Raw genomic sequence first — 20686 nt, forward strand, 5'->3', positions numbered from 1 at the left:
TTAACCCCACCCCGGCGCCCCCCCGCCACCACCAGCGCGCCGCCGCGTGGGGGCGCGACGGCGTGGCCCGGGGGGGGGGGCCGGGCCCGGGGCTGCCGCGAGCGCTCCCGGGCACCGGCGCCTCCTCCTCTCCCCCGCAGAGCCCGTGTCCTACCCCCGGCCGTCCTCGAAGGGCACCCGCATGCGCAGCCGACCCCTCGTTCTCCTGACAGCGGCGATCGCAATCGTCTCCGCGACGGCGTCACCGGTCCACGCCGCCGTCCAGCCCGGCGTCACCTACTCGGGCGAGGGCACCTTCTACGGCGCGACCGGCGTCGGGAACTGCCTCTACGACGCCACCAGCGACATCGCCATCGCCGCCCTCAACCACACCGACTACGACAACTCCCGGATGTGCGGGGCGTTTCTCCACGTCAAGGGGCCGCGCGGAGAGATCACCGTGAAGATCGTCGACCGTTGCCCGGAGTGCCGCCCGGGGGACATCGACCTCAGCGAGCGTGCCTTCGCGCAGATCGCCGATCCCGTGGCGGGCCGGGTGCCGATCACCTGGCAGCTGGTCAGCCCGGACATCGGCGGCCCCGTCACCTACCGCTACAAGGAGGGCTCCTCACAGTGGTGGTGCGGCATCCAGGTCCGCAACCACCGCAATCCCGTCGCCTCCCTGGAAGTCCGCACCGGCTCCACCTGGACCCGACTGCCGCGCTACGAATACAACTACTTCGTCTCGGAGAACGGCACCGGCTGCGGCTCCGACATCCGCGTCACCGACATCCACGGCGAGACACTCACCGACACCGGCATCACCATCACGCCGAACGTCGACCAAGCCGGCCGGGCTCAGTTCGCCAAGCGCTGAAGCGCACGAGTTGGCGGAATCCGGGAGGTCGTGAGCAGCGAACCGAGCGGTAGTTGCCACCTCGGGACCGCAGTGGTGTGCGGGTGCGACGACGCGGCCCAGGCACCGGTTGGTACCTGTGGTCGCCCATGTGGCCTTGCCAGGCGTGCACGGCTATGCCCGCGCCGGCATCCCGGTCTACCTCCTGATCGACCGCGAGGAGGGCGAGGTGACGGTTCGCTCCGAGCCGTCCGGCGACACCTACGCCAAAAGTGCCCGGCACAAGCTCGGACTGACCGTGTCCCTGCCCGCTCCTCTCGGATTCCAGCCGTACACGGCCGGTTCCGAGGCGGCGGACTCGCTCCTCCGCCCCTCCACTGCTGCCTCAAGGCTTGGCACACGCCGACGCGGCGCCCTCGTGCCGGTACCAGACGCTGTCCAGCTCACGGCCGTCCGGCAGGGTGTGGCGGGCCGGGCCGGGGGCCGGGACGAAGCCGGCGCGTTCCAGGGCGCGGCGGCACGCGAGGTTCGCCGTCGCCGTGCCCGCCCGTACCGTCGGCAGACCGGCGTGGCCATGGGCGAACTCCGCGCCCGCCAGGAACAGTTCGGCGCCGAGGCCCTGGCCTCGATGGTCGGGGGCGAGAATGCCGCCGATCTCACCCTTGTCGTGGTCGAGTTCGAGGTACCCGGTGTAGCGCCCGGTGTCGCGGCGTACACAGACCATGAACTCGGGCATCTCGGGGCTGGGTTCGAAGGGCTAGTTGTATTCGTCCTGGTGTGTCCGGCCGCACGTACCGGCAAGGGAGAGCGCCGTCCGGCGTACTGGAGCCGACCGTCGGCGTCGAGTGCTTGTCCGGGGGGCGCGGGCGGCCGGGCGCCGCTACCGGAATGTGAGACGGGTGAAGTCAGTTCATCAAAGTCCGGTCGCTTCGCAGGATGGGATACATCGCGAACCGTGCATCCCATAATGAGTGCCGACGCTGGAAGAACTCGCGGCGTGCATCCGGCTCTGACGCGAACTCTGGGTCTTCCGACAGTCTGCGGCGAAACTCTTCAGCCAGCACCGGGTCCTGTTCCAGCATCTGCTGGGCGAAGATCTCGGTGACGTAGGGCTCCACGTACTCCTTCTGCTCGAAGTGGGCGTTGAAGTACCCCCAAGCGGCCAGCGAGTCGGGCGCCTGCGGTTCCAGCAGTGTCATCAGGAGTCGCGCTCCGGGCTGAGCGATCGGCACGAACAGGCTGCCCGCGGGCAGTGACTGTGTGGAGGGCTCCCAGTCTCCCTGCAGCGTCAGCGGCATGCGGCCCTCACACGGAGCGGACGCGAACCGCATGCCGGTCGCCCGGAAGACCTCGGTGTCGATGCGATGAAGATGCTGGTGCAGCATCCAGTGGTCCAAGCCGTGCAAGGCCAACTTGGCTGCGAACACCGGCCCGTACGCCGAGGGGACCAGATATCCGCCGTGTGGCGCGCGCACGGTGAGGGAGGGCACGGTGCGGCCCCGGTAGGGAACTCGCCAGATCAGCGGAGTCGAAGGGTCGTAGACCGTGACGGGCTCGCCCGAGATCGGTGACAGGTCCCGGGTGTAGGCGTATCCCGGGAAGTCGATGGTGGTCACTGGCTCCGCCGCGTTCCGCGCGCAGTCCTGGGCGGAAGGGACGTTGTAGCGTCGGTCGACCACGACGTCCAGGACAACGTCTTGCCCGCTCAGCCGGCTCGCGCGTTCGTCGGCTTCGCGCACGGCGGCGGTCCATTCGCCGCTGTGCGCGGCGAGGAGTTCGGTCAGGCCGACGATCGCGTTGCGGCTGATGCGTACGCGGGTGGCGTAGTTCTTCCAGGAGTGGGTCTCGACCAGCACCGTGTACCGGTTGCGGGTGGGGAAATAGCCGGTCGAGTAGCGCGGCGTGTATTCGGTGACCTGGAAGCCGGAGGCGGGGTCGTCTTCGATGACCGGCTCTGGGTAGAAGGGCAGAGGCAGGGAGCCCTGCGCGGCGAGTTTGTCGAGCAGCGCGTCGCGCATCGTGACTCCCGAGGCGTGCAGGTGCGGGTCGCCGAGGTGGATCGGTTCGACCTGGATCGACACGTCGGGTTCGAAGTCGGCGCCGTCGGTGACGTGCATGTCCGCGCAGACCAGGGGATCCCAGTCGCGCAGCAGTGCCAGCATCGCCTGCATCTCGGGGGCGTCGGCCTTGGTGTAGTCGCGGTTGAGGTTGAGGTTGTGCGCGGTCGCGCGCCAGCCTGTTTCGTCCGGACCGTCCTGGTTGGGGCGGTTCCATCGTCCGACCCGTTCGTGCCCGTCGGCGTTGAAGGCGGGGACGAACAGGATCGCGATCTGCGACAAAGGGTCGCCCTCAGGCGGGTGCACGGCAATGTGCGACCCGGCCGCCGCTTCAACCAGCGGCTCACCGCCGAGCAGTTCGCGCAGTGCGGCGAAGCCGGCGTCCTTGCCGTCGCTCTCGCCGGGATGGATTCCGGCCTGGACCATCAGCAGGGGGATGCCACGCTCCTGCAGAGCCTCGGGCGTGAACGCGCCACCCGGCGCAGCCAGCAGGGCTCGCATCGGTCGGCCCTCCGCTGAGCGGCCGAATACGAAGCTGCGCACCCTGTTCGGCCACCGTTCGGCGAAGGCCGCGCACAGCGCTTCCACTTCGTCAAGCCGCCCCGTCCGGCGGAACTGAGACTGCTCGGCCACAGTGTGCAACGTCATGAGTCACTCTCTACGGTGCGTGAAATACACATGCAAGGAAAAGGGATCAAGTCGCCCTGTGGTCTCGCCGGCGCGCTCCGGGTGAGCCACGTGCGCGGACGGACCTGATGGGCCCGTGGGTGTGCGCTGCTCACCGCCGCGCGGTGAGGACGGCGCCGGCGGTGGCCGCGACGACCAGGGTGATGGCGCCGATGTCGACGAGGGTGAGGACCTGTCCCAGCACGAGGTAGCCGGCGGCCACGGCCACCACCGGGGCCAGCGTGCTGACGACACCGAACACCGAGGGAGTCACCCGCCGCAGGGAGAACAGTTCGAGGGTGTAGGGGAGCGCGGACGACAGGATCGCCACGACCGCGCCCAGGCCCAGCGTCACCGGGTTCAGCAGGGCGCCACCGGCGTCGACGACACCCACGGGAAGGCTCATGGCCGCCGCCACAGCCATCGCCAGCGCCAGCCCATCCGTGCGCGGGAACCTGGCTCCGGCGCGCGCCGACATCAGAATGTAGGCGGCCCACAAGGCGGCTGCTCCCAGGGCGAACGCGACACCGGCGGGGTCGAGCCGGTCGAGGCCGCCCCGGCTGAGCAGGGCGACACCGGCCAGGGCCAGGCCCGCCCACAGCCAGCTCGCCGCGCGCCGGGCGAGCACCACGGACAGCACCAGCGGACCCAGCACCTCGAAGGTGACGGCCGCGCCCAGCGGGATGCGGGCGATGGACTGGTAGAAGAGGAAGTTCATGCCCGCCAGCGCAGCGCCGAAGCCGACGATTACGGCCCAGTCCACGCGCTGGTGGCCGCGCACCCTCGGCCGACACACGGCCAGCAGCAGCACCGCCGACAGCACCAGCCGCAGTGTGACGATGCCGGCCGCCCCGGCCCGCGGGAACAGGGAGGTCGCGACGGCCGCGCCGAACTCCTGGGAGAGCAGCCCGCCCAGCACCAGCCCGATCCCGGCGCCCTGACCACCGACGGGCAAGGCCCGCCACACGGGCGGCCACGCGCGAGCGGTGGAGGGGGAGGCGGCGGTCGTGGAGGGGCGGACGGTGCTCATGCCGCCACGCTATGGGCCGTCCCTGTTGCGGTGGAAATGCCGATTCTCCACGCATTATGCTTGGCAGGCATGACCATGGAACTGCGTCACCTGCGCGCCTTCCTCGCCATCGCGGAAGAGGGCACGGTCACGCACGCCGCAGCACGCCTGAGGATCGGCCAGCCCGCACTCTCCCGCACCCTCAAAGCCCTGGAGGACCACCTCGGGGTACGGCTGGTGGACCGCTCCACCCACCACCTGCGCCTCACCGACGCCGGGAAGTCCTTCCGCATTCGTGCGGCCGCCGCTCTGAACGCGGCCGAGGCCGCCTTCGACCCAGCCCGCGTGGGTCCCTGGCCGCTGCGCCTGGGGCACGCGTGGTCGGCCCTCGGCCGTCACACCGCCACCGTCCTGCACCGCTGGCAGCAGCTCCACCCCCAGATGCCGCTCCAGCTGCTGCGCACCGACGACAGCCTCGCCGGACTCGCCCAGGGCCGCGTCGACGCGGTGATCCTTCGCGGCCCGGTGCCCGCCACCGGCATTCATCACACCGTGCTCTTCCACGAGAAACGCAACGCGGCCCTGTCCCTGCACAGCGATCTCGCCGACCGGGTGGAGATCACCCTGGCCGACCTGGCGGGACGGACGCTGATCATGAACATCGTCTCCGGCACCACCTCTCTGCGCTTGTGGCCCCCGGAGCAGCAGCCGTCCGGCATCGCCGAGGTCGGCAATACCGACGACTGGCTGGCCGCCATCGCCGCCGACCAGGGCTTCGGCGTCACCACCACCGCAACCGCCGACGTCTACCCCTACCCCGGTGTGACCTACCGGCCCCTGGCCGACGCTCCACCCGTACCGGTGAGCCTCGCCTGGTCCGACCCGCCCGGCCACCCTGCGGTCGCGGACCTCGCCTCCTTCATCCGTGAAACCGCCGCCGACCTACCCACTGATGCCACGGCTCCCCGCCACGGGTGACGGTTCGGCGCCGCGCACCGACGAGTTGCGCAGTCGGCCGGGTGTGCGATGCTGTGCCGTCGCTTCGGCGGCCGGGGGCAGGTAAACGGGTAGCAGCAAGGAGACACGGTGACGAGGCGGGGGTGGGCAGTCGCCGTACTGACGGCAACCGCGCTCCTGGTGTACCTCGTCATGCCGGACGCCCTGACAGCCCCGCCGCAGGCGTCGTCATCTGTTGCGTACGGTGCCGGCCCAGCCCGGTCAGACCTCGTGCGCCATGGCCCGGCACAACCTCTGGTCACCTCCGACGAGGTGACGATGCCGCCGCGGAGCCTGTCGCAGCCGCCGTCCGCCGATCACGATGCCCTGGCATCGAGCACCGCCGTTCCCGCCTGCCATGCAGCCCGGCAGGACGGCGTGCTGGCGACGGACAGCGGCGCCCTGATAGGCGTGCGACCGACCCTGAGCGCTCTGCAGGTCCTTCGCTGCTGACCGACCAGTCCTGGAGCCGACCGCTGCCCGACAGTGCCGGCTTCTCCAGCGTCCTGATCGTTCGAACCCGAAGGCTGAGCATGAAGCCCTGCTGCCGCATCGCCGCGCCCGTCGCGGATCTGCCAGATTTCCGTCCCGCTGTCCCGTGCCGCCCCGAGGCTGAGGCGGTGCATGCATGAACCTCGGCATCATCGGTCAGGCGGCGGGCCTGTTCGCGGTCACCAACATCGACGACATCCTCGTCCTGGCCCTCTTCTTCGCCCAGGGCGCCGGCCACAAGGGCGCGACCCGGCGCATCGCCCTCGGACAGTACGTAGGCTTCGCCGCCATCCTCGCCGTCGCGGTGGCCGCCGCCTTCGGCGCCACCTTCCTGCCCGACAACGCCATCCCCTACCTCGGTCTCCTCCCGCTCGCGCTCGGCATCAAGGCCGCCGTGCAGGCATGGCGGCACCGCGGCGACCCGGAGGAAACGAAAGAGACCAGCGGCCGCGGCCCGAAGCCCCTGGAGGTCGCCGCCATCACCTTCGCCAACGGCGGCGACAACATCGGCGTCTACGTCCCGGTCTTCGCCACCGCCGGCATCGGCGGCATGAGCGTCTACGTGATCGTCTTCCTGGTTCTGCTCGGCGTGTGGATCGCGGCCGGACGGTACTTCGCCACTCGGCCCGTGATCGCCAAGGCACTCAGCCGATGGGGACACATCCTGCTGCCCGTCGTCCTGATCGGCATCGGCCTTCTCATCCTCATCGAAGGCGGCGCCTTCGGCCTGTAGAGGAGCGATACCTGCTGACTTGGCCTCATCACCCCCGTGATGACCAGCCGGGGACCCGTGCGTACTCCAGTTGACGGCACGCCAGCTGCTGGCGCTGTTCGGGCGGAAGCCACGGACGGGGCTTCTCGGTGCGGTGCGGGTCGGTCGGTCGGTCGGTCGGTCAGGGCAGGATCTCGATATACCCGTCGGTTCCGTGCACGCGGATCCGCTGCCCGTCCCGGATCAGCCGGGTGGCCCGCTCCACGCCCACGACGGCCGGCAGGCCGTACTCCCGGGCGATCACCGCGCCATGCGTCATCAGGCCGCCCACCTCCGTCACCAGGCCCGCGATGCCCACGAACAGCGGTGACCAGCTGGGGTCCGTGAAGGCCGTGACCAGGATGTCGCCCGCTTCGAGATCGGCGTCCGCCATGTCCAGGACGACGCGGGCCCGTCCCTCGACGGTCCCGACAGACACCGGCAGGCCGACCAGGGCGCCGTCCGGCACGTCGTCGCGCCGGTACGCCCCGGTGACGGCCTCACCGTCCGAGGTGAGCACCCGGGGCGGGGTGAGCGCCTGGTACGACCGGAACGCGTCCTTGCGCTGCTGGATGAGCCGGTGATCCACCTGGTGCGAGCGCGCGACGTCGTGGAGTTCCTGGAACGTGAGGTAGAAGGCGTCCTCCTGCTCCGGAAGCACCTCGGCCTGCACGAGGCGCTCGGCCTCCGCCAGCAGGGCCTGCTTGTAGACGAAGTAGCGGCTGATGATGCCGTACTTCGGGTACTCCCGGTACCCGATGAAGGTTCTGACCCGGTCGATCATCCGCTTGGTCTCGTCGGCTTTCCGCTCCCCGTCCGGCAGGGCCCGCAGGCGTGCCAGCACGTCCTGTTCCTTCTCCCGCGCCTTGTGCCGTCCTTGCTCGAAGCGCCGCTGGGCGGCGCCCGGTTCGAAGTTCCTGACGTTGTCGAGGATCACGGGCACGAGCGTGGTGGGGCGTTCGCGCCAGCGCGGCCTGGTGATGTCGATCTCGCCGACGCAGCGCATGCCGTACCGGTCGAGGTAGCCCTCGATGGCGTCGCGCGCTTCGCTCCCGCCCGCGAGCTTCGCCAGTTCGTCCAGGAAGCCTTCGTCGTCGACGTCTTGCAGGAACGCCACCACCTCCGCGTGCGGGCGGATCACGTCCGCGACGTCGAGCAGCGCCAGTCCCATCTCCGAGGTGACGTTGTCGGGGGCCGACAGTGTGAGCGTGTCAGCCGCGTTCTTCTCGCCCAGCCATTCCTGCAGCTTGTCGTTGAGCCACCACGTGGCCTCCATCCCCGCCATGATCGCCTGCATGCTCAGCGGATCACCGAGGACTCGTTTGTGCTCCTCGAAGGCCTCCAGCAAGAAGTCGAACAGCGCCGGTCCGGTCTTCGTCCGGATGTCGCGTTCCAGGGCGGCGATCGACGCCCGGCTGCGCTCGATCAGCTCGGTGACGATGGCCGGATCGGTCTCGATCGGGGTGGGCGCGCCGCCGACCAGTGGCCCGCCGGGACCCGTGTCCGGGAGCGAGGGGACGAAGTCGTCGCGGTCGAGGACGGTCTCCAGAGCGTCCCTGACCAGCGGATCGCCTTTCCCCATAAGGTCCAGGAGGGCGGCGCGGCTCGCAGGCGAGGCCAGGCGCCGGGTGACGTCGACGAACAACCGCCCCCCGGCCTCGTGCATCGGCGCCATGGCCGTCAGCTGCCACGTGGAGAACCCCAGTGGCTTCATCGGGTCGGTCATCATCTGCTGGTGGCCGACGGAGACGTAGAGGTGATTCTCCTGGTCGCCGCTCTCCGGGATGGGGAACAGCGTCGTGATCGGCCGGCTCTGAACGATCCGGAAGCCGTCCTCGACCAGGCACCATTCGATGTCCTGCGGGCGGCCGAAGTGCGCTTCGATCCGCCGCCCGAGCCGCACGAGCTCAACGGCCTGCGCATCCGTCAGCGCCGGCTGCTCCTGCCGCTGTGAGTCGACCGCCACTTCCTGCGTGCCGCCGGTCGGCAGGGCTTGCACGGATCGCTGTTTGGCGGCGATCGTCCTGGCGACGACCTCGCCGCGGCGCACCTTGAAGACATCCGGGTTCACCAGGCCGGAGACCAGGGCCTCGCCGAGGCCGAAGCCGGCGTCCACGGTGGCGACCTTGCGGTTGCCCGTGACGGGGTCGGCCGTGAACAGGATGCCGGACGCGCGCGGGAAGACCATCTGCTGGACGACCACGGCCATGTGGACCGTACGGTGATCGATGCCGTTGCGCCGGCGGTAGGTCACTGCCCGCTCGGTGAACAGCGAGGCCCAGCACCGGCTGATGTGCCGGAGGATCGCCGTCGGCCCCACGACGTTCAGGTAGGTGTCCTGCTGGCCGGCGAAGGAGGCCGTCGGCAGGTCCTCCGCCGTCGCGCTGGACCGGACGGCGTAGGCGGCCCGCTCGCCGAGGCGGGCGAGCGCGTGGGTGATCTCCGTCGCGAGATCGCCCGGGATGGCGGCCTCTTCGACGGTCCGGCGAATCTGCGCGCTGAGCGTGCGGTTCGCCTCCACGTCGTCCGGGTCCAGACGCGACAGCTGATCGAGCAGGTCGTCGATCGACGGCGCTTGCGCCATGATCCGCCGGAAGGCGTCCGTCGTCACGCAGAAGCCGCCCGGGACGTGGATGCCTTCGATCCGTGACAGCCCGCCCAGGTGCGCGCCCTTGCCGCCCACGACCGCGATCTGCGTCTCGTCGACCTCTTGAAGATCCAACACGTACTGCTCGGTCATTGCGGTGACCGCCCCCATTTCCGCAGGTTGTGGCATCGGCAGACGATTCTCCGCCGTGACCGGGGCCTTGCGGCAAGCCCCCCAGGGCGCTATACGTTGAGAGTGGCGAGGAGAGAGATGTCTCCTCGCCGTTGCTCTGTGCCCTTCGTCTGTCGTCGCCGTCGCCGTCGGTTCGCCTTACAGGACCGAGAAACGGATGCAGTCGTCCTGCGCCCCGCTCCCGGTCTCGGCCTGAACCCTGATGTCGGCGACGTCGGCCCTGACGCAGAGCCTTTCCTGCGCCGAGGCCGTGGGTGCGGTGCCCAGGCTCAGCAGGGCGGCCATGAGCGGGACGGCCATCAGGGCGCTGATACGGCGGCTGTGCATGGCGACCTCCGAGGAAGGCGTGAATACTCCCTTCAGGCCATGCCCACGCCTTCGATCAACACCTGCGACACCCCGCCGTTTCACCCTCACGGGTGACATCTCGAACGCCGGAACTCATTGCGATGCGGGCGGCGTTACACGGGCATGCGGGTGCCCTCGCCGCTGACCCGGACCTTCGGGTCGCCCGCGTGCAGGGTCACGGTCAGCACACCCGGCCTGCCCATGTCCTCGCCCTGGTGCAGGGTGAGGACCGACTCCTCGGGCACCAGGGCGAGTTCACGGGCGTACGCGCCGAAGGCGGCGGCTGCGGCACCGGTCGCGGGGTCCTCCACGACACCGCCGATCGGGAAGGGGTCGCGGACGTGGAAGACGGTGTCGGCCGCGCGCCACACCAGTTGCACGGTCGTCAGAGCCAGCTTGCGCATCAGCACGGCGAGCCGTTCGAAGTCGTACGACAGGTCCGCGAGCCGTTCCCGGCTTCCCGCGCCCAGCACCAGATGCCGGGCGCCCGCGAAGGCGATGCGCGGCGGCAGCTGCGGGTCGAGGTCGGCCGGGGGCCAGTCCAGCGCGGCCAGGGCCTCGGCCAGTTCGCCCGGGGCGATCTCCTCGATCCGGGGCTCGACGCTCGTCAGGGTCGCCCGGAGGGTGCCGTCGGCGTCATCGGTGACGGTCACCGGCACCGTGCCGGCGCGCGTGGCGAAGACGAGGTCTCCCGGACCGATCCGCTCGGCGAGCGCCACGGCGGTGGCGACGGTGGCGTGGCCGCAGAAGGGAACCTCCGCCAGGGGGCTGAAGTAGCGAACGGTGAAGGCCCGTCCGGGTTCCCCGCCCAGCCCTTGCGGTGGCCCGGTCAGGAACGCGGACTCGCTGTACCCCAACTCCGCGGCGATCTCCAGCATCGCGGCGTCGTCGAGCCCGGAGGCGTCCAGGACCACACCCGCCGGGTTCCCTCCGTCCGGACGGGACGAGAACGCGGTGTAGTGCAGCACTTCGGCGATCGGCTCATTCGTCTTCATGCCGTACGACAACCAGCGCGCAGGAGCGCCGATTCCCGCACCCTGCCAACCCGACGGTGGCAGACCGTTGTTGCGCCAGAACTTGGCCGAAGCGGGTGTGGCGGGTGAGTTGTGGAATGTTCAATAATCTGGGACGGCGTTCCGCCCATTACCGGCCACCGCTTCGCGGCACCCCCACTCCGGCGCAGCCGAGCGCCCGGAGCCGAGAATCCGGAGTTCTCCATGCGCCTTCGCCCCGCTCTTCGCCGTACCCGCGTCTTCGCCCTGGCCGCAGGGCTCGCCGCGGCCGGCGCGCTCACCCTCACGCCCCCCGCGTCGGCCGCCGCCCAGGCCGATGTCACCGCCACGCTCCGGGTCACCATCACCGACGGGATCAGCGGCGCCACCGTCGAGACCGACGGACAGGTCATCGACTTCACGCTCTGACCGACGTTGCGTGCGCCCGCCCCTCAGCACAGCGGTCGAGGGCCGCGCTCCGCGTCGGAGTGCGGCCCTCGGTCGCAGGTGCCTAGGCGGTCCAGCCGCCGTAGGGCACGGTGATCAGTTCCATGGCATGACCGGCCGGGTCCATGAAGTACACCCCGCGGCCGCCGTCGTTGTGGTTGATCGTGCCGGGCTGTCGCCGATGCGGGTCGGCGTAGTGCTCGATACCGCGCTCGCTGATCCGCGCGTACGCCGCGTCGAACTCCTCCTCGGAGATCAGGAAGGCGTAGTGCTGCATGGCGATGTGGTCCGCGGGGATGGTGGCGAAGTCCAGCGTGACGCCGTTGCTCAGGCCGACCGCGATGAACGGGCCCCACTCCGCGGTGATCTCAAGGCCCAGCAGGTCCGCGAAGAACTGGGCGGACTCCCGGTTGTCCCGGGCATGGACGATCGTGTGGTTCAACTCAACTGACAAGGAATGCCTCCGAAGGCATCTCCCGACACCTCCATGCCTCGCCCAGTCGGCGACCGACACGCGATGTCGCCGTCAACCCTACCTGCCCACCACGGATTAATGTTGTGCACTTTCTTGACGGCGACAACACGTGAGCCTACCTTCGCGGTGTCCTTCCCACCGGTCAAGGGAGACCGCGATGTCCCCGTCCCCGTCCCCGTCTCAGTTGCGCCGCGTAGCCCTCTCCGGACTGCTCGGTACCGCCGTGGAGTTCTACGACTTCCTCGTCTACGGCACCGTCGCCGCGCTCGTGTTCGGCGAGCTGTTCTTCCCCGGCGCCGACCCCGCCGTCGGCACCATCGCGGCGTTCGGCACGTTCGCCGCCGGCTATGTCGCCCGGCCGCTCGGCGGCATCCTCTTCGGGCATTTCGGCGACCGACTCGGCCGTAAGTCCATGCTGTTGCTCACGATGGGCCTGATGGGCGGCGCCAGTTTCCTCATCGGTCTGCTGCCGACGTACGACACGATCGGTGTCTGGGCGCCCGTACTGCTGATCGCCCTGCGTGTCCTCCAAGGCATCGCCATCGGCGGTGAGTGGGGTGGCGCGACGCTCATGGTCGTCGAGCACGCCGGGGAGCGGCGCCGTGGGCTGTGGTCCAGCTTCACGCAGATGGGAGCCCCGCTCGGCTCGCTGATCTCCGTCGCCGTGGTCGCCTTCGTCTCGACGCTCCCCAAGGACCAGTTCACGGCCTGGGGCTGGCGTGTGCCGTTCCTGCTGAGTGTGGTGCTGCTCGGCGTCGGGTTGTTCGTGCGGCTGAAGGTGGTCGAGAGCCCGCTGTTCGCCGAGGTGAAGAAGGACCGTGCCGAGGCCCGGCTGCCGATCCTCGACGTGCTGCGACGTCCGCGTCCCGTGCTGCTGGCCTGCTGTGTCGGCATCGGCGCCTTCACCGCCCAGTCCCTGCTGACCAGTTACCTCATCGCGTACGCGACCGGCATCGGCTACGCCCGCCCGCAGGTGCTGACCGCGCTCACGGTCTCCGCCGCCGTCGCCCTGGTCGTGCTGCCGTGTGCCTCCGCGCTCTCCGACCGTGTCGGCCGCCGCCCGGTCGTCCTCGCCGGAGCCGTCCTGTCGGCCGCCACCGCCTTCCCGGTCCTCGCACTGGTCGACTCCAGGTCGCCGGGCGCGCTGATCCTCGCCGTCGTCCTCGGCCATGGCATCGCCCAGTCCCTGATGTACGGCCCGCTGGGCGCCCTGTTCAGCGAGATGTTCGGCACCCGGGTCCGCTATACCGGCGCCTCTCTCGGCTACCAGGGCGCCACCCTCGTCGGCGCCGGCTTCTCCCCCATGATCGCCGGGAGCCTGGTCGCCGGCAGCGGCAACAGCACGCCCGTCGCCCTGCTGCTGTGCGGCGGCTCGCTCATCACCGCGCTGACGGTGTGGTTCGTCCGCGAGACCAGCCGTACGTCCCTCTCCGGCCCCGCAACCGAACTCCCCGCCACCCCCCACACGGAGGACATCACCGCATGACGACCGGCACCCGCGCCCGCACCTCGCTCGCGGCAGCCCTCCTGCTCGCCGTCACCGCCCTCCCCACCTCGGCCGTCGCCGCCACCCCCGACACCACCCACGTCGACGGCCAACTCCCCTCGGGCGCCACGTACATGATGGATGTGCCCGCCCACTGGAACGGCACCGTCCTGCTGTTCAGCCACGGCTATACGAGCGGCCCGGCCAACCCTGCCCAGGACGCCCCGGACGACGCCACGAAGGCCCTGCTCCTCCAGCGGGGCTACGCCCTCATCGGGTCCTCGTACGCCACCACCGGCTGGGCGGTGACGGACGCGGTGCCCGACCAGCTAGCCACCCTCACCGCCTTCACCGAACGCTTCGGTACGGCCTCCCGCACCATCGCCTGGGGGCGGTCGTACGGCGGACTCGTCACCACCGCCATCGCCGAGCGCCACCCGGAGCGGATCGACGGTTCGATCTCGCTGTGCGCTCTGGTCCACGGCGGTGTCGCCAACTGGAACAACACCCTCGACCCCGTCTTCGCCCTCAAGACGCTCCTCGCGCCGGACGCGGACGTCCCGCTGGTGGACATCCCCGATCAGGCGGCCGCGAACGACGCGGCGAACGCCCTGACCTCCGTCGTCGACTCGGCGCAGACGACGGCCGAGGGGCGGGCCCGTATCGCCCTCGCCGCCGCGCTGCACAACATCCCCGTCTGGAACCAGCCCACGCAGACCCGGCCGGCCGCGACCGACTGGGACGCCCAGCAGGCCAACCAGTACGAGGCCGTCAAGGGCCTGCTGAAGATCGCCGCCTTCAACCGGCGGCAGGAGTCCGAGGCCAGGGCTGGCGGCAACATGTCCTGGAACACCGGCGTCGACTACGCGAGGCTGCTCGGGCAGTCCTCGGTCCGCAAGGAGGTGACCGAGCTGTACCGGAAGGCCGGGCTGTCCCTTGGCGCCGACCTCGCCGCCCTCAACCGGGCCCCGCGCATCAGCGCCGACCCGGACGCCGTGGCGTGGATGGCCCGCACCAGCGCCTTCACGGGCAGGCTGGCCAAGCCGCAGCTGTCCGTCCACACCATCGGCGACGCGCTCGTCCCCGTACAGACGGAGAGCGCCCTGAAGCGGGCCGTCACCGCCGCCGGATCGGCCTCCCGGCTGCGGCAGGCGTACACCGACAACGCTGGCCACTGCACGTTCAGCCCCGCCGAACAGCTCGCCGCCCTGCACACACTGGAGGACCGCCTCAGCAGCGGCGAGTGGACCGGCACCGACCCGGCGGCCCTCAACTCCCGTGCCACGAAAGCCGATCCGAGCACGCCCGCCCGCTACATGCCGTACCGGCCCACCCCGTACCTGCGCCCGTACGACCTTGCCCACCCCGCCGACGGCCGGTGACGTGGGACGACCGCCCGCCGCGCCGTCGGTGGGCGGTCGTACCCTTGCCACCGTGGTGGACGACGACATCCTGGACAGCCAGGACACATCGGAGGGCCCGCAGCAGCGCCCCCAGTCACTCATGCTCGCCTTCTTCGGCAACCACGTCCTGGAGGAGGGCGACCTGTGCGTCTACTCGGGCAGCATCATCGAGGTGCTCGGCCGCGTCGGGATCGGTGAGCAGGCCGTACGCTCCACGCTCACCCGCATGGTCAACCGCGGCCTGCTGCGGCGCCAGCGCGAGGGCCGCAAGATGTTCTTCGGCCTCACCCCGCAGGCGACGCGTGTCCTCCAGGACGGCCGCGCCCGGGTCTGGCAGCAGGGCGCGGTCAACGACGACTGGGACGGCTCCTGGACCCTGCTCGGCTTCTCCCTCCCCGAGTCCTGGAAACGCCAGCGCCACGACCTGCGCTCCCGGCTCAGCTGGTCCGGATTCGGCGCCCTGTACAGCGGGCTGTGGATCGCCCCTGGCCATGTCGACGTCGCCGGCGTCGTCTCAGAGCTCGGGCTCGCCGACCACGTCAAGATCTTCCACGCCCAGGCGGACCAGGCCACCGACATCGAGCTGATGATCCGCGACACCTGGGACCTGGAGAGCATCGCCGCCCGCTATGTCACCTTCGACAAACGCTGGACGGCCCATCTGGACGCCGGAGCCGGGGAGGACCCGATCGGCACCCGGCTGCGGCTGGTCAGCGAGTGGCTCTCCACCATCCGCACGGACCCCCGGCTCCCGGCCCGGCACCTGCCGCCCGAGTGGCCGGCCCGCCCCGCCCAGGAGACCTTCCGCCGCGTCGCCGAACACACCGCACGCCCCGCCCAACTGATGGCCCACGACCTGCTGGAGACCACCAGCCTGCGCTGACGACCTCGTGCACGGTTGGCGAAGCACAAGTTCGCTTCGTCGACCGGCTGCGGCATGGCGCCACTCATGACGTGCCAGACCGGGATCACCGACGGCACGGAGATCCGCGTACGACGCCCGGCCGCAGCGCGAAGCCCCGCTCAGGCATCACCCCGGCACGCACCACACTCCGCGCCACCGACCACCCCGCTTCGACGTCCGCCCGGGACCCGGGGTCCGGCAAAGCCCTGCCCGCGGGAAAATCCAGAACGGCTGCGAGGCACAGCACTACGTCCTGTCGGCGTCGGAGCGGCTGGTAGGCGGGAGGTCCGCGTCAACCGGGCCCGGGCGCCGTCCACGGGCCTCTCCCGAGCGGTCCCTGACGTGTTCGCCACCACAGCGTTCGGCCTCATCGGCAGCGATATCTGGGGGCACCCCTTACGTGACCGCTCGGTGACGCGGTGTTTACGCTGCTGTCGATCCACACGCCCGTCCGACTCCCAGGGCAGTCGGACGCCTGGGCCTGGCAGGGCAATACAGGGAGGCTAATTGGGCCCGGTATGCGCATGCGTTCGCGCACTCCCGTCGGCCAGGCTGGCGGGGAAGCCCAGGGAGCCGGGAGCCACCCGACGCCCGCAGCCGGAGGTTGCCGTCATGACCGTGATGTCCATCGCCAGGTTCGAAAGGTTCTTCCGCGCGGCCGCGGGGCTGGACGTCGACAAGAACGATCTCAAGCGCTACAGCGACTTCGTCGACGCCAAGCTCTACGATCTGCTGACCGTCGCCCAGGCCACTGCCAAGGCCAACGGGCGCGACGTCATCCGGACTTGTGACCTACCGATCACGAAGGGCCTGCAGGAGAGCATTCACCACTTCCGGAAGATCGACCAGGAAGTAGAGCTCAAGCCGATCCTGGAACAGCTCGCCACCCACCCCGCTCTGGACCGCACGCCCGACGAGGAGACCGAGGCGCGCTATCCGGACATCATCGGCGGACTCAGCCTGGCCCTTGCCCAGAGCTTCAAGATCCTCCACCCCGACCTGAAGAACCCCCAGACTCAGCACTGGGACGAGGCGCGAGCCGTCTTCGACCTCCTGCTGTGACGGCGACCGGACGCAACGATCCTGCTCAGCCGCCGCAGGGGGATCCGCATGATCCCCGATCTGCTGGTGTCACCCGAACCCGATCCCGATTCCCGACCGATCCGCCCGGGGCCCCAGCCCCCAGGCTGATCGGCCCACAACTCGGGTGTCGGAGGGCTCGGATTGTGGCGGCACCACCTCGCGGGGATCATCGAAGGCATGGACAGGAACATGTCCAGCGGGTCCGGGGAGCGGCTGCTTGAGGAACTGGTCAGAGCAGCCCAGCTGGCATCACCTGCGGAACTGCCCGTGGTCCTGAGCCGGTATGCCGGGGCCATGGGTCTGGGCAGGGCCGTCATCTATCTGGTCGACATCCAGCAAAGACTGCTGGTGCCGCTTGTTGAAGGCGAGCCGGAACTGGACCTCGACACTTCGCTGGCCGGATGGGCCTACCGCACCGACTCCCTCCGAGTGGAAGAAGGCCCCTCCGGCGGGATGAACGTCTGGCTGCCCCTGACCGACGGGGCGGAGCGGCTGGGCGTCGTGGAGCTGCACATGAGCACCCTGGACGGGCTCAAGCTACGGCGCTGTCGAACGACGGCAATGCTGCTCGCACTGATCATCACATCCAAGCGCACCTACAGCGACACCATCGCGCAGCGCATGCGTACCAGGCCGATGCACCTGTCCACGGAGATGGTGAGGGCTTTTCTCCCTCCCCGGTCGATCGGCACCGGCCGGGTCGTTTCGACGGCGGTTCTGGAGCCTGCGTACGAACTGGGCGGCGATGCTTTCGACCATGCGTTCACCGAGGACGTTCTGCACGCCACAATCCTTGACGGCATGGGGCACAACCTGGCGTCCGGACTTGCCACCTCTGTCGCCATGGCCGGCTGCCGTAACGCCCGGCGCAGCGGGGCAGACCCGAACGAACTCGCGAGCACCGTGGACGAAGCGCTGGCCGAGTGGCTTCCGGAGCAGTTCTGCACGGGGATCCTCACCCAGTTGCACATGCCCACCGGTGTGCTGCGCTGGTGCAACTGCGGCCACCCGCCGCCGTTGCTCATCCGTCGCCACCGCCTGCTCCACGGGGCCTTGGAGCGGGCACCTGAGCCCCCTTTGGGTCTGCCCGCCCGCCTCGCCGGCACCGCCCGTCAGGTGCACGACGCCGGCCTCGAACCCGGTGACCGAATACTGCTCTACTCAGACGGCGTCGTGGAGTCACGCGACGAGGCAGGCGAAGAGTTCGGCCTGGAGCGCTTCACCGACTACATCATCCGGTCGACCGCAGCGGGGCAGAGCGCCCCGGAAGTGCTGCGCCTACTCATCCAAGCCATCCTCGAACATCGGCACGACAGACTCAGCGACGACACCACGATTTTGATGTTCGAGTGGCAGCCGCCTGAACCGTGACCGCAACATCTGCGGCGCCATACACGCGCAGGCAGGTGCCTCAGGCGACGGGCAGCAGTCCGTGGCCGCAGCGGCGCCCTGCTTACCAGCGGATGCTCCGGAGGCCCGGGTTCTGCAGTGGCCGGCCCACCCGACTGTCGACGACCCTCGACAGTCAGGTTCCGCACGCCCGCTGACGTCGCCGCGTTCCTCGCAAACAGCAGCCCCACAAAGATCAAATCAGCATGTTGATTCTCTGCGAGCTCTTAGCGCCCCTACTTCTTAGCCTTCTTCTCTTCGGTCAGACGGTGCAGCCGTCGAGGCGGCGATAGCTCGTGGAATTAAGTTTCGTCCTGTTCTGAAGGAACGAACCCGACTGATGGTCGGTTTTGTAGTCGGTCTTCCAGTAGCCGTTCTGCCGGTAACCACGCTTCCAGACGGTCCACACCTCTTCTTTAGCGTCGGTGAGTGAAATTTCTACCGATGCACTGTTGCTGCCGCTGATGAACTCAGTACCGCCACCGGGCAAATGCGGAAGCTTGGGCTTGGCAGCCTTGAGGTTGGCGTCGGTGAGTTCCCAGCGCATGCACGCTTCGAGTGACCGGAGGACGACGTAGCGGTATTGGTTCTGCGAGTAAGCGAGGCGAACTACGACGTCCCTGATGGGTGCGTCACTCTGGTTGGTCACGTAGATGCCCTTTTCGCTGTTCTCGTACGAGTAGTTGACTCCCTTGATCTGGGCCTCGCGCGTGTCCTTGGCGCGCATTACATCGGTGTCGTCCTTCGCCTGGCAGGCCACGCACAGGCTGGCGATGGAGACGGTTACAGCGATTCCTGCGACTGCGACGTTCGCCCACTGCGCTCGCGCGTCGTTGCCCATGGTCCCCCCAGGGTCACGGTCCCGCACCACCGGCGGGGTGATGTTGTCGCTCATGCTCGCCGCGGATATGCATGATCATGCACTTCGTGGCGATCCGTTGCCGTCCGGTGACAAATGTGCACCTGGTGGTTGGTTGAGTACCGCTAGTCTGTCGGCCGCCGGGCGTCCAGGTGATCGCGGGTGGAGGCCAGGGTTCCATCCCGAACGACTCGTGTTCGCCGGAGCGGGCGTCGTCGCCACCGGACTGGACGTCGTCATGTCGGCGTCCGGACTCGCCGACGAACTCACCGAGCACGAGCGGGCGGACGACGTCTACCGCACGGTGCTCGACCACCCGGCTGCTCACGATTTCCGCCGCGCGCATGGGGTTTTCTTTGCCAATGCCCGCAACGGCATCGCCTGAGCTGAAAAACACAACGGCCGGACTCAGCCACAGCCCGAGCTGGGGAATGTGAGAGGAGAGAGCCTCATGTTGTCCAACGGCAGGACTTGGACCGAAGAGCAGCGGAAGGCCATCGAAGAGGCCTCGAATCACGTCAAGCGTGCTTTGGAGGAGGCGGGGTCACGTCTCGCTGAATCGGGCGTTAGGTTCGAATCGGGTACACCGTGCCTCATCTGTGCGGCCTCAGCGTCCGGTGGATGCCCGAGTGGGCGATCCAGTTCGAGACACTGTTCGACATTGGGAGCGAGGAGCGGGCGGAAGTGCCTCAGCCGGCGAGCAAGGCGTGCATCCACTGGTCTTCGCGCTGTTCGATGTATTCGGCGTCGCTTCGCCAGGCGTCGCCGTGGCCCGCGGTCCACAGAGTTGCCCAGGGCTGGACATGCCGGGCGGCCTGTTCACGCAGGAAGTCGTACATGGAACGCGTACGGCGCCCCAGCAGTGGGACCAGCCGACGGCGTTCGGCTTCATCGAGGCCGTAGGCGTTGGCGAAGACTCGCAGTCGGTCTCCCGCGTCGCCGCGTTGCCAGTCAGGATGCGCGGACAACGGGATGAAACCGTGCATGGCATACGCGACGTCCCACAGGCGGGAACCGGGGCCGGCGGTGTCCCAGTCGATGAAGGCCCACCGGGACTCGTCTGCGACCACAAGGTTCCATGGGGCCAGATCGTGATGGGCGATGATGTCGCCGCCCTCGGCGGGGATCAGCACCTGCCAGTGCGCGTCGGGTGGTGGCGTGAAGTCCTGCACTGCATCGTGGAAGTCCCGGATCAGTCGTGCCACACGAGCCAGTTGCCGAGCGGGTTCCAGCAGAGAGAACCGATCGGGCCAGACCACGTGCCCCGGCACAAAGGTCAGGATCTCGCGCCCCTGGTCGTCGATGCCCAAAGGACGAGGCGCCGCACGGAATCCCACCTCGTTCAGGTGGGTGAGCAAGGCGTGCACTGCGGGAGTCCACGGTCCGGCCGGACGACGGACAGTATCTCCGACTCGAACGACACCATCGCTGACGTTGCCACCGGACAACGGCTGTTCTTCATCATGCTGCACCGAACCAGTGTGTCTGATCAGGCCGCCATGATCACCCCGTAAAAGGGATTCCGAACTTGAGGGATGCCTTCGAACGGCAGTCTCGATCGGGCGGCCGCGGACCGCTGGGCGCATACGAGTGGGGCCTCCTGAACAGCTCGTTGGTGTCTACTGAGCTTGTAGGCGTGGTGTCGCGAGTATGAGGGGCAGTCCGGTGGCTGCGAGACAGCCATTGAGTACACCGCTGCGGTACTGGGTCTGACG

The 20686-nt window shown here is 69.1% G+C and carries 19 protein-coding genes; 10 read left to right on the forward strand and 9 right to left on the reverse strand.

The window, feature by feature from the left end; all coding sequences use genetic code 11:
- The first annotated feature begins 181 nt into the window (after nucleotides 1-181).
- Nucleotides 182-856 carry an expansin EXLX1 family cellulose-binding protein gene (locus tag ACFWYS_RS28290; protein WP_384774717.1) on the forward strand — a complete coding sequence of 225 codons (675 nt, stop codon included), beginning with the start codon at nucleotides 182-184 and terminating at the stop codon, nucleotides 854-856.
- 364 nt (nucleotides 857-1220) lie between these two features.
- Here the strand turns inward: ACFWYS_RS28290 and ACFWYS_RS28295 are convergent, their stop codons facing one another.
- The 3 genes from ACFWYS_RS28295 to ACFWYS_RS28305 all read right to left on the reverse strand — a co-directional run bounded on the left by ACFWYS_RS28295 (nucleotide 1221) and on the right by ACFWYS_RS28305 (nucleotide 4588).
- Nucleotides 1221-1571 (reverse strand): GNAT family N-acetyltransferase, encoded by a 351-nt coding sequence (locus tag ACFWYS_RS28295; RefSeq protein WP_384774720.1) that lies wholly within the window; start codon nucleotides 1569-1571, stop codon nucleotides 1221-1223.
- Nucleotides 1572-1740: 169 nt separating this feature from the next.
- Complete coding sequence (locus tag ACFWYS_RS28300; protein WP_384774723.1) at nucleotides 1741-3540, reverse strand: M14 family zinc carboxypeptidase; 1800 nt, start codon at nucleotides 3538-3540, stop codon at nucleotides 1741-1743.
- Between the two features lie 130 nt (nucleotides 3541-3670).
- A complete protein-coding gene (locus ACFWYS_RS28305; protein ID WP_384774726.1) occupies nucleotides 3671-4588 on the reverse strand; it encodes a DMT family transporter in 918 nt (305 codons plus the stop codon).
- Nucleotides 4589-4657: 69 nt separating this feature from the next.
- On the opposite strand from ACFWYS_RS28305, the gene ACFWYS_RS28310 reads away from it, so the two are divergent.
- Both ACFWYS_RS28310 and ACFWYS_RS28315 read left to right on the forward strand, forming a co-directional pair.
- The gene (locus tag ACFWYS_RS28310; RefSeq protein ID WP_384774728.1) at nucleotides 4658-5545 is read left to right on the forward strand and encodes a LysR family transcriptional regulator; all 888 of its coding nucleotides are present in this window, start codon (nucleotides 4658-4660) and stop codon (nucleotides 5543-5545) included.
- Between the two features lie 646 nt (nucleotides 5546-6191).
- Entirely contained in the window at nucleotides 6192-6788 is a 597-nt protein-coding gene (locus ACFWYS_RS28315) for a cadmium resistance transporter (RefSeq protein WP_384774731.1), read from the forward strand.
- Nucleotides 6789-6948: 160 nt separating this feature from the next.
- Here ACFWYS_RS28315 and rph read toward each other — a convergent pair whose 3' ends face one another.
- From rph to ACFWYS_RS28330, 3 genes are all read right to left on the reverse strand, one after another.
- Nucleotides 6949-9546 (reverse strand): rifamycin-inactivating phosphotransferase, encoded by a 2598-nt coding sequence (gene rph, locus ACFWYS_RS28320; protein ID WP_384774734.1) that lies wholly within the window; start codon nucleotides 9544-9546, stop codon nucleotides 6949-6951.
- A 177-nt stretch (nucleotides 9547-9723) separates the two neighbouring features.
- Nucleotides 9724-9912 (reverse strand): hypothetical protein, encoded by a 189-nt coding sequence (locus ACFWYS_RS28325; RefSeq protein ID WP_384774737.1) that lies wholly within the window; start codon nucleotides 9910-9912, stop codon nucleotides 9724-9726.
- A 134-nt stretch (nucleotides 9913-10046) separates the two neighbouring features.
- On the reverse strand, nucleotides 10047-10928 hold the full coding sequence (locus ACFWYS_RS28330; protein ID WP_384774740.1) for a PhzF family phenazine biosynthesis protein: 882 nt from the start codon (nucleotides 10926-10928) through the stop codon (nucleotides 10047-10049).
- Nucleotides 10929-11150: 222 nt separating this feature from the next.
- Between ACFWYS_RS28330 and ACFWYS_RS28335 the strand changes: the two genes are divergently transcribed.
- Nucleotides 11151-11354: a hypothetical protein gene (locus tag ACFWYS_RS28335; RefSeq protein ID WP_384774743.1), complete on the forward strand. Its 204-nt coding sequence runs from the start codon at nucleotides 11151-11153 to the stop codon at nucleotides 11352-11354.
- A gap of 82 nt (nucleotides 11355-11436) precedes the next feature.
- Here the strand turns inward: ACFWYS_RS28335 and ACFWYS_RS28340 are convergent, their stop codons facing one another.
- The gene (locus ACFWYS_RS28340; RefSeq protein WP_384774746.1) at nucleotides 11437-11826 is read right to left on the reverse strand and encodes a VOC family protein; all 390 of its coding nucleotides are present in this window, start codon (nucleotides 11824-11826) and stop codon (nucleotides 11437-11439) included.
- Between the two features lie 178 nt (nucleotides 11827-12004).
- Here ACFWYS_RS28340 and ACFWYS_RS28345 point away from each other — a divergent pair, with 178 nt between their 5' ends.
- The 5 genes from ACFWYS_RS28345 (at nucleotide 12005) to ACFWYS_RS28365 (ending at nucleotide 18094) form a co-directional block, all read left to right on the forward strand.
- Nucleotides 12005-13333 (forward strand): MFS transporter, encoded by a 1329-nt coding sequence (locus tag ACFWYS_RS28345; RefSeq protein WP_384774749.1) that lies wholly within the window; start codon nucleotides 12005-12007, stop codon nucleotides 13331-13333.
- Nucleotides 13330-14715: an alpha/beta hydrolase family protein gene (locus ACFWYS_RS28350; RefSeq protein ID WP_384774752.1), complete on the forward strand. Its 1386-nt coding sequence runs from the start codon at nucleotides 13330-13332 to the stop codon at nucleotides 14713-14715. The genes ACFWYS_RS28345 and ACFWYS_RS28350 overlap by 4 nt, the downstream gene beginning before the upstream one ends.
- A gap of 52 nt (nucleotides 14716-14767) precedes the next feature.
- Nucleotides 14768-15619, forward strand: coding sequence for a PaaX family transcriptional regulator C-terminal domain-containing protein (locus ACFWYS_RS28355; protein ID WP_384774755.1), 852 nt, complete (start codon nucleotides 14768-14770; stop codon nucleotides 15617-15619).
- A gap of 633 nt (nucleotides 15620-16252) precedes the next feature.
- Complete coding sequence (locus tag ACFWYS_RS28360) at nucleotides 16253-16702, forward strand: DUF1931 family protein (RefSeq protein WP_384774758.1); 450 nt, start codon at nucleotides 16253-16255, stop codon at nucleotides 16700-16702.
- A 198-nt stretch (nucleotides 16703-16900) separates the two neighbouring features.
- A complete protein-coding gene (locus ACFWYS_RS28365) occupies nucleotides 16901-18094 on the forward strand; it encodes a PP2C family protein-serine/threonine phosphatase (RefSeq protein ID WP_384774760.1) in 1194 nt (397 codons plus the stop codon).
- A gap of 280 nt (nucleotides 18095-18374) precedes the next feature.
- Here ACFWYS_RS28365 and ACFWYS_RS28370 read toward each other — a convergent pair whose 3' ends face one another.
- Nucleotides 18375-19007, reverse strand: a complete 633-nt coding sequence (locus ACFWYS_RS28370; protein WP_384774763.1) for a hypothetical protein — start codon at nucleotides 19005-19007, stop codon at nucleotides 18375-18377.
- A gap of 157 nt (nucleotides 19008-19164) precedes the next feature.
- Between ACFWYS_RS28370 and ACFWYS_RS28375 the strand changes: the two genes are divergently transcribed.
- Nucleotides 19165-19356 carry a hypothetical protein gene (locus tag ACFWYS_RS28375; RefSeq protein WP_384774766.1) on the forward strand — a complete coding sequence of 64 codons (192 nt, stop codon included), beginning with the start codon at nucleotides 19165-19167 and terminating at the stop codon, nucleotides 19354-19356.
- Nucleotides 19357-19660: 304 nt separating this feature from the next.
- Here ACFWYS_RS28375 and ACFWYS_RS28380 read toward each other — a convergent pair whose 3' ends face one another.
- Nucleotides 19661-20443, reverse strand: coding sequence for a phosphotransferase enzyme family protein (locus ACFWYS_RS28380; protein WP_384774768.1), 783 nt, complete (start codon nucleotides 20441-20443; stop codon nucleotides 19661-19663).
- Between the last annotated feature and the right edge of the window lie 243 nt (nucleotides 20444-20686).

This window comes from Streptomyces sp. NPDC059010 (assembly GCF_042740355.1).
GTDB lineage: Bacteria > Actinomycetota > Actinomycetes > Streptomycetales > Streptomycetaceae > Streptomyces.

Bases quoted from the DNA above. Each gene is read 5' to 3' on its own strand.
- ACFWYS_RS28305 (WP_384774726.1), bottom strand. From the start codon at position 4,588: ATGAGCACCGTCCGCCCCTCCACGACCGCCGCCTCCCCCTCCACCGCT.
- ACFWYS_RS28345 (WP_384774749.1), top strand. From the start codon at position 12,005: ATGTCCCCGTCCCCGTCCCCGTCTCAGTTGCGCCGCGTAGCCCTCTCC.
- ACFWYS_RS28325 (WP_384774737.1), bottom strand. From the start codon at position 9,912: ATGCACAGCCGCCGTATCAGCGCCCTGATGGCCGTCCCGCTCATGGCC.
- ACFWYS_RS28300 (WP_384774723.1), bottom strand. From the start codon at position 3,540: ATGACGTTGCACACTGTGGCCGAGCAGTCTCAGTTCCGCCGGACGGGG.
- ACFWYS_RS28350 (WP_384774752.1), top strand. From the start codon at position 13,330: ATGACGACCGGCACCCGCGCCCGCACCTCGCTCGCGGCAGCCCTCCTG.
- ACFWYS_RS28360 (WP_384774758.1), top strand. From the start codon at position 16,253: ATGACCGTGATGTCCATCGCCAGGTTCGAAAGGTTCTTCCGCGCGGCC.
- ACFWYS_RS28315 (WP_384774731.1), top strand. From the start codon at position 6,192: ATGAACCTCGGCATCATCGGTCAGGCGGCGGGCCTGTTCGCGGTCACC.
- ACFWYS_RS28310 (WP_384774728.1), top strand. From the start codon at position 4,658: ATGACCATGGAACTGCGTCACCTGCGCGCCTTCCTCGCCATCGCGGAA.
- ACFWYS_RS28335 (WP_384774743.1), top strand. From the start codon at position 11,151: ATGCGCCTTCGCCCCGCTCTTCGCCGTACCCGCGTCTTCGCCCTGGCC.
- ACFWYS_RS28290 (WP_384774717.1), top strand. From the start codon at position 182: ATGCGCAGCCGACCCCTCGTTCTCCTGACAGCGGCGATCGCAATCGTC.
- ACFWYS_RS28365 (WP_384774760.1), top strand. From the start codon at position 16,901: ATGGACAGGAACATGTCCAGCGGGTCCGGGGAGCGGCTGCTTGAGGAA.
- ACFWYS_RS28370 (WP_384774763.1), bottom strand. From the start codon at position 19,007: ATGAGCGACAACATCACCCCGCCGGTGGTGCGGGACCGTGACCCTGGG.
- rph (WP_384774734.1), bottom strand. From the start codon at position 9,546: ATGACCGAGCAGTACGTGTTGGATCTTCAAGAGGTCGACGAGACGCAG.
- ACFWYS_RS28330 (WP_384774740.1), bottom strand. From the start codon at position 10,928: ATGAAGACGAATGAGCCGATCGCCGAAGTGCTGCACTACACCGCGTTC.
- ACFWYS_RS28295 (WP_384774720.1), bottom strand. From the start codon at position 1,571: ATGCCCGAGTTCATGGTCTGTGTACGCCGCGACACCGGGCGCTACACC.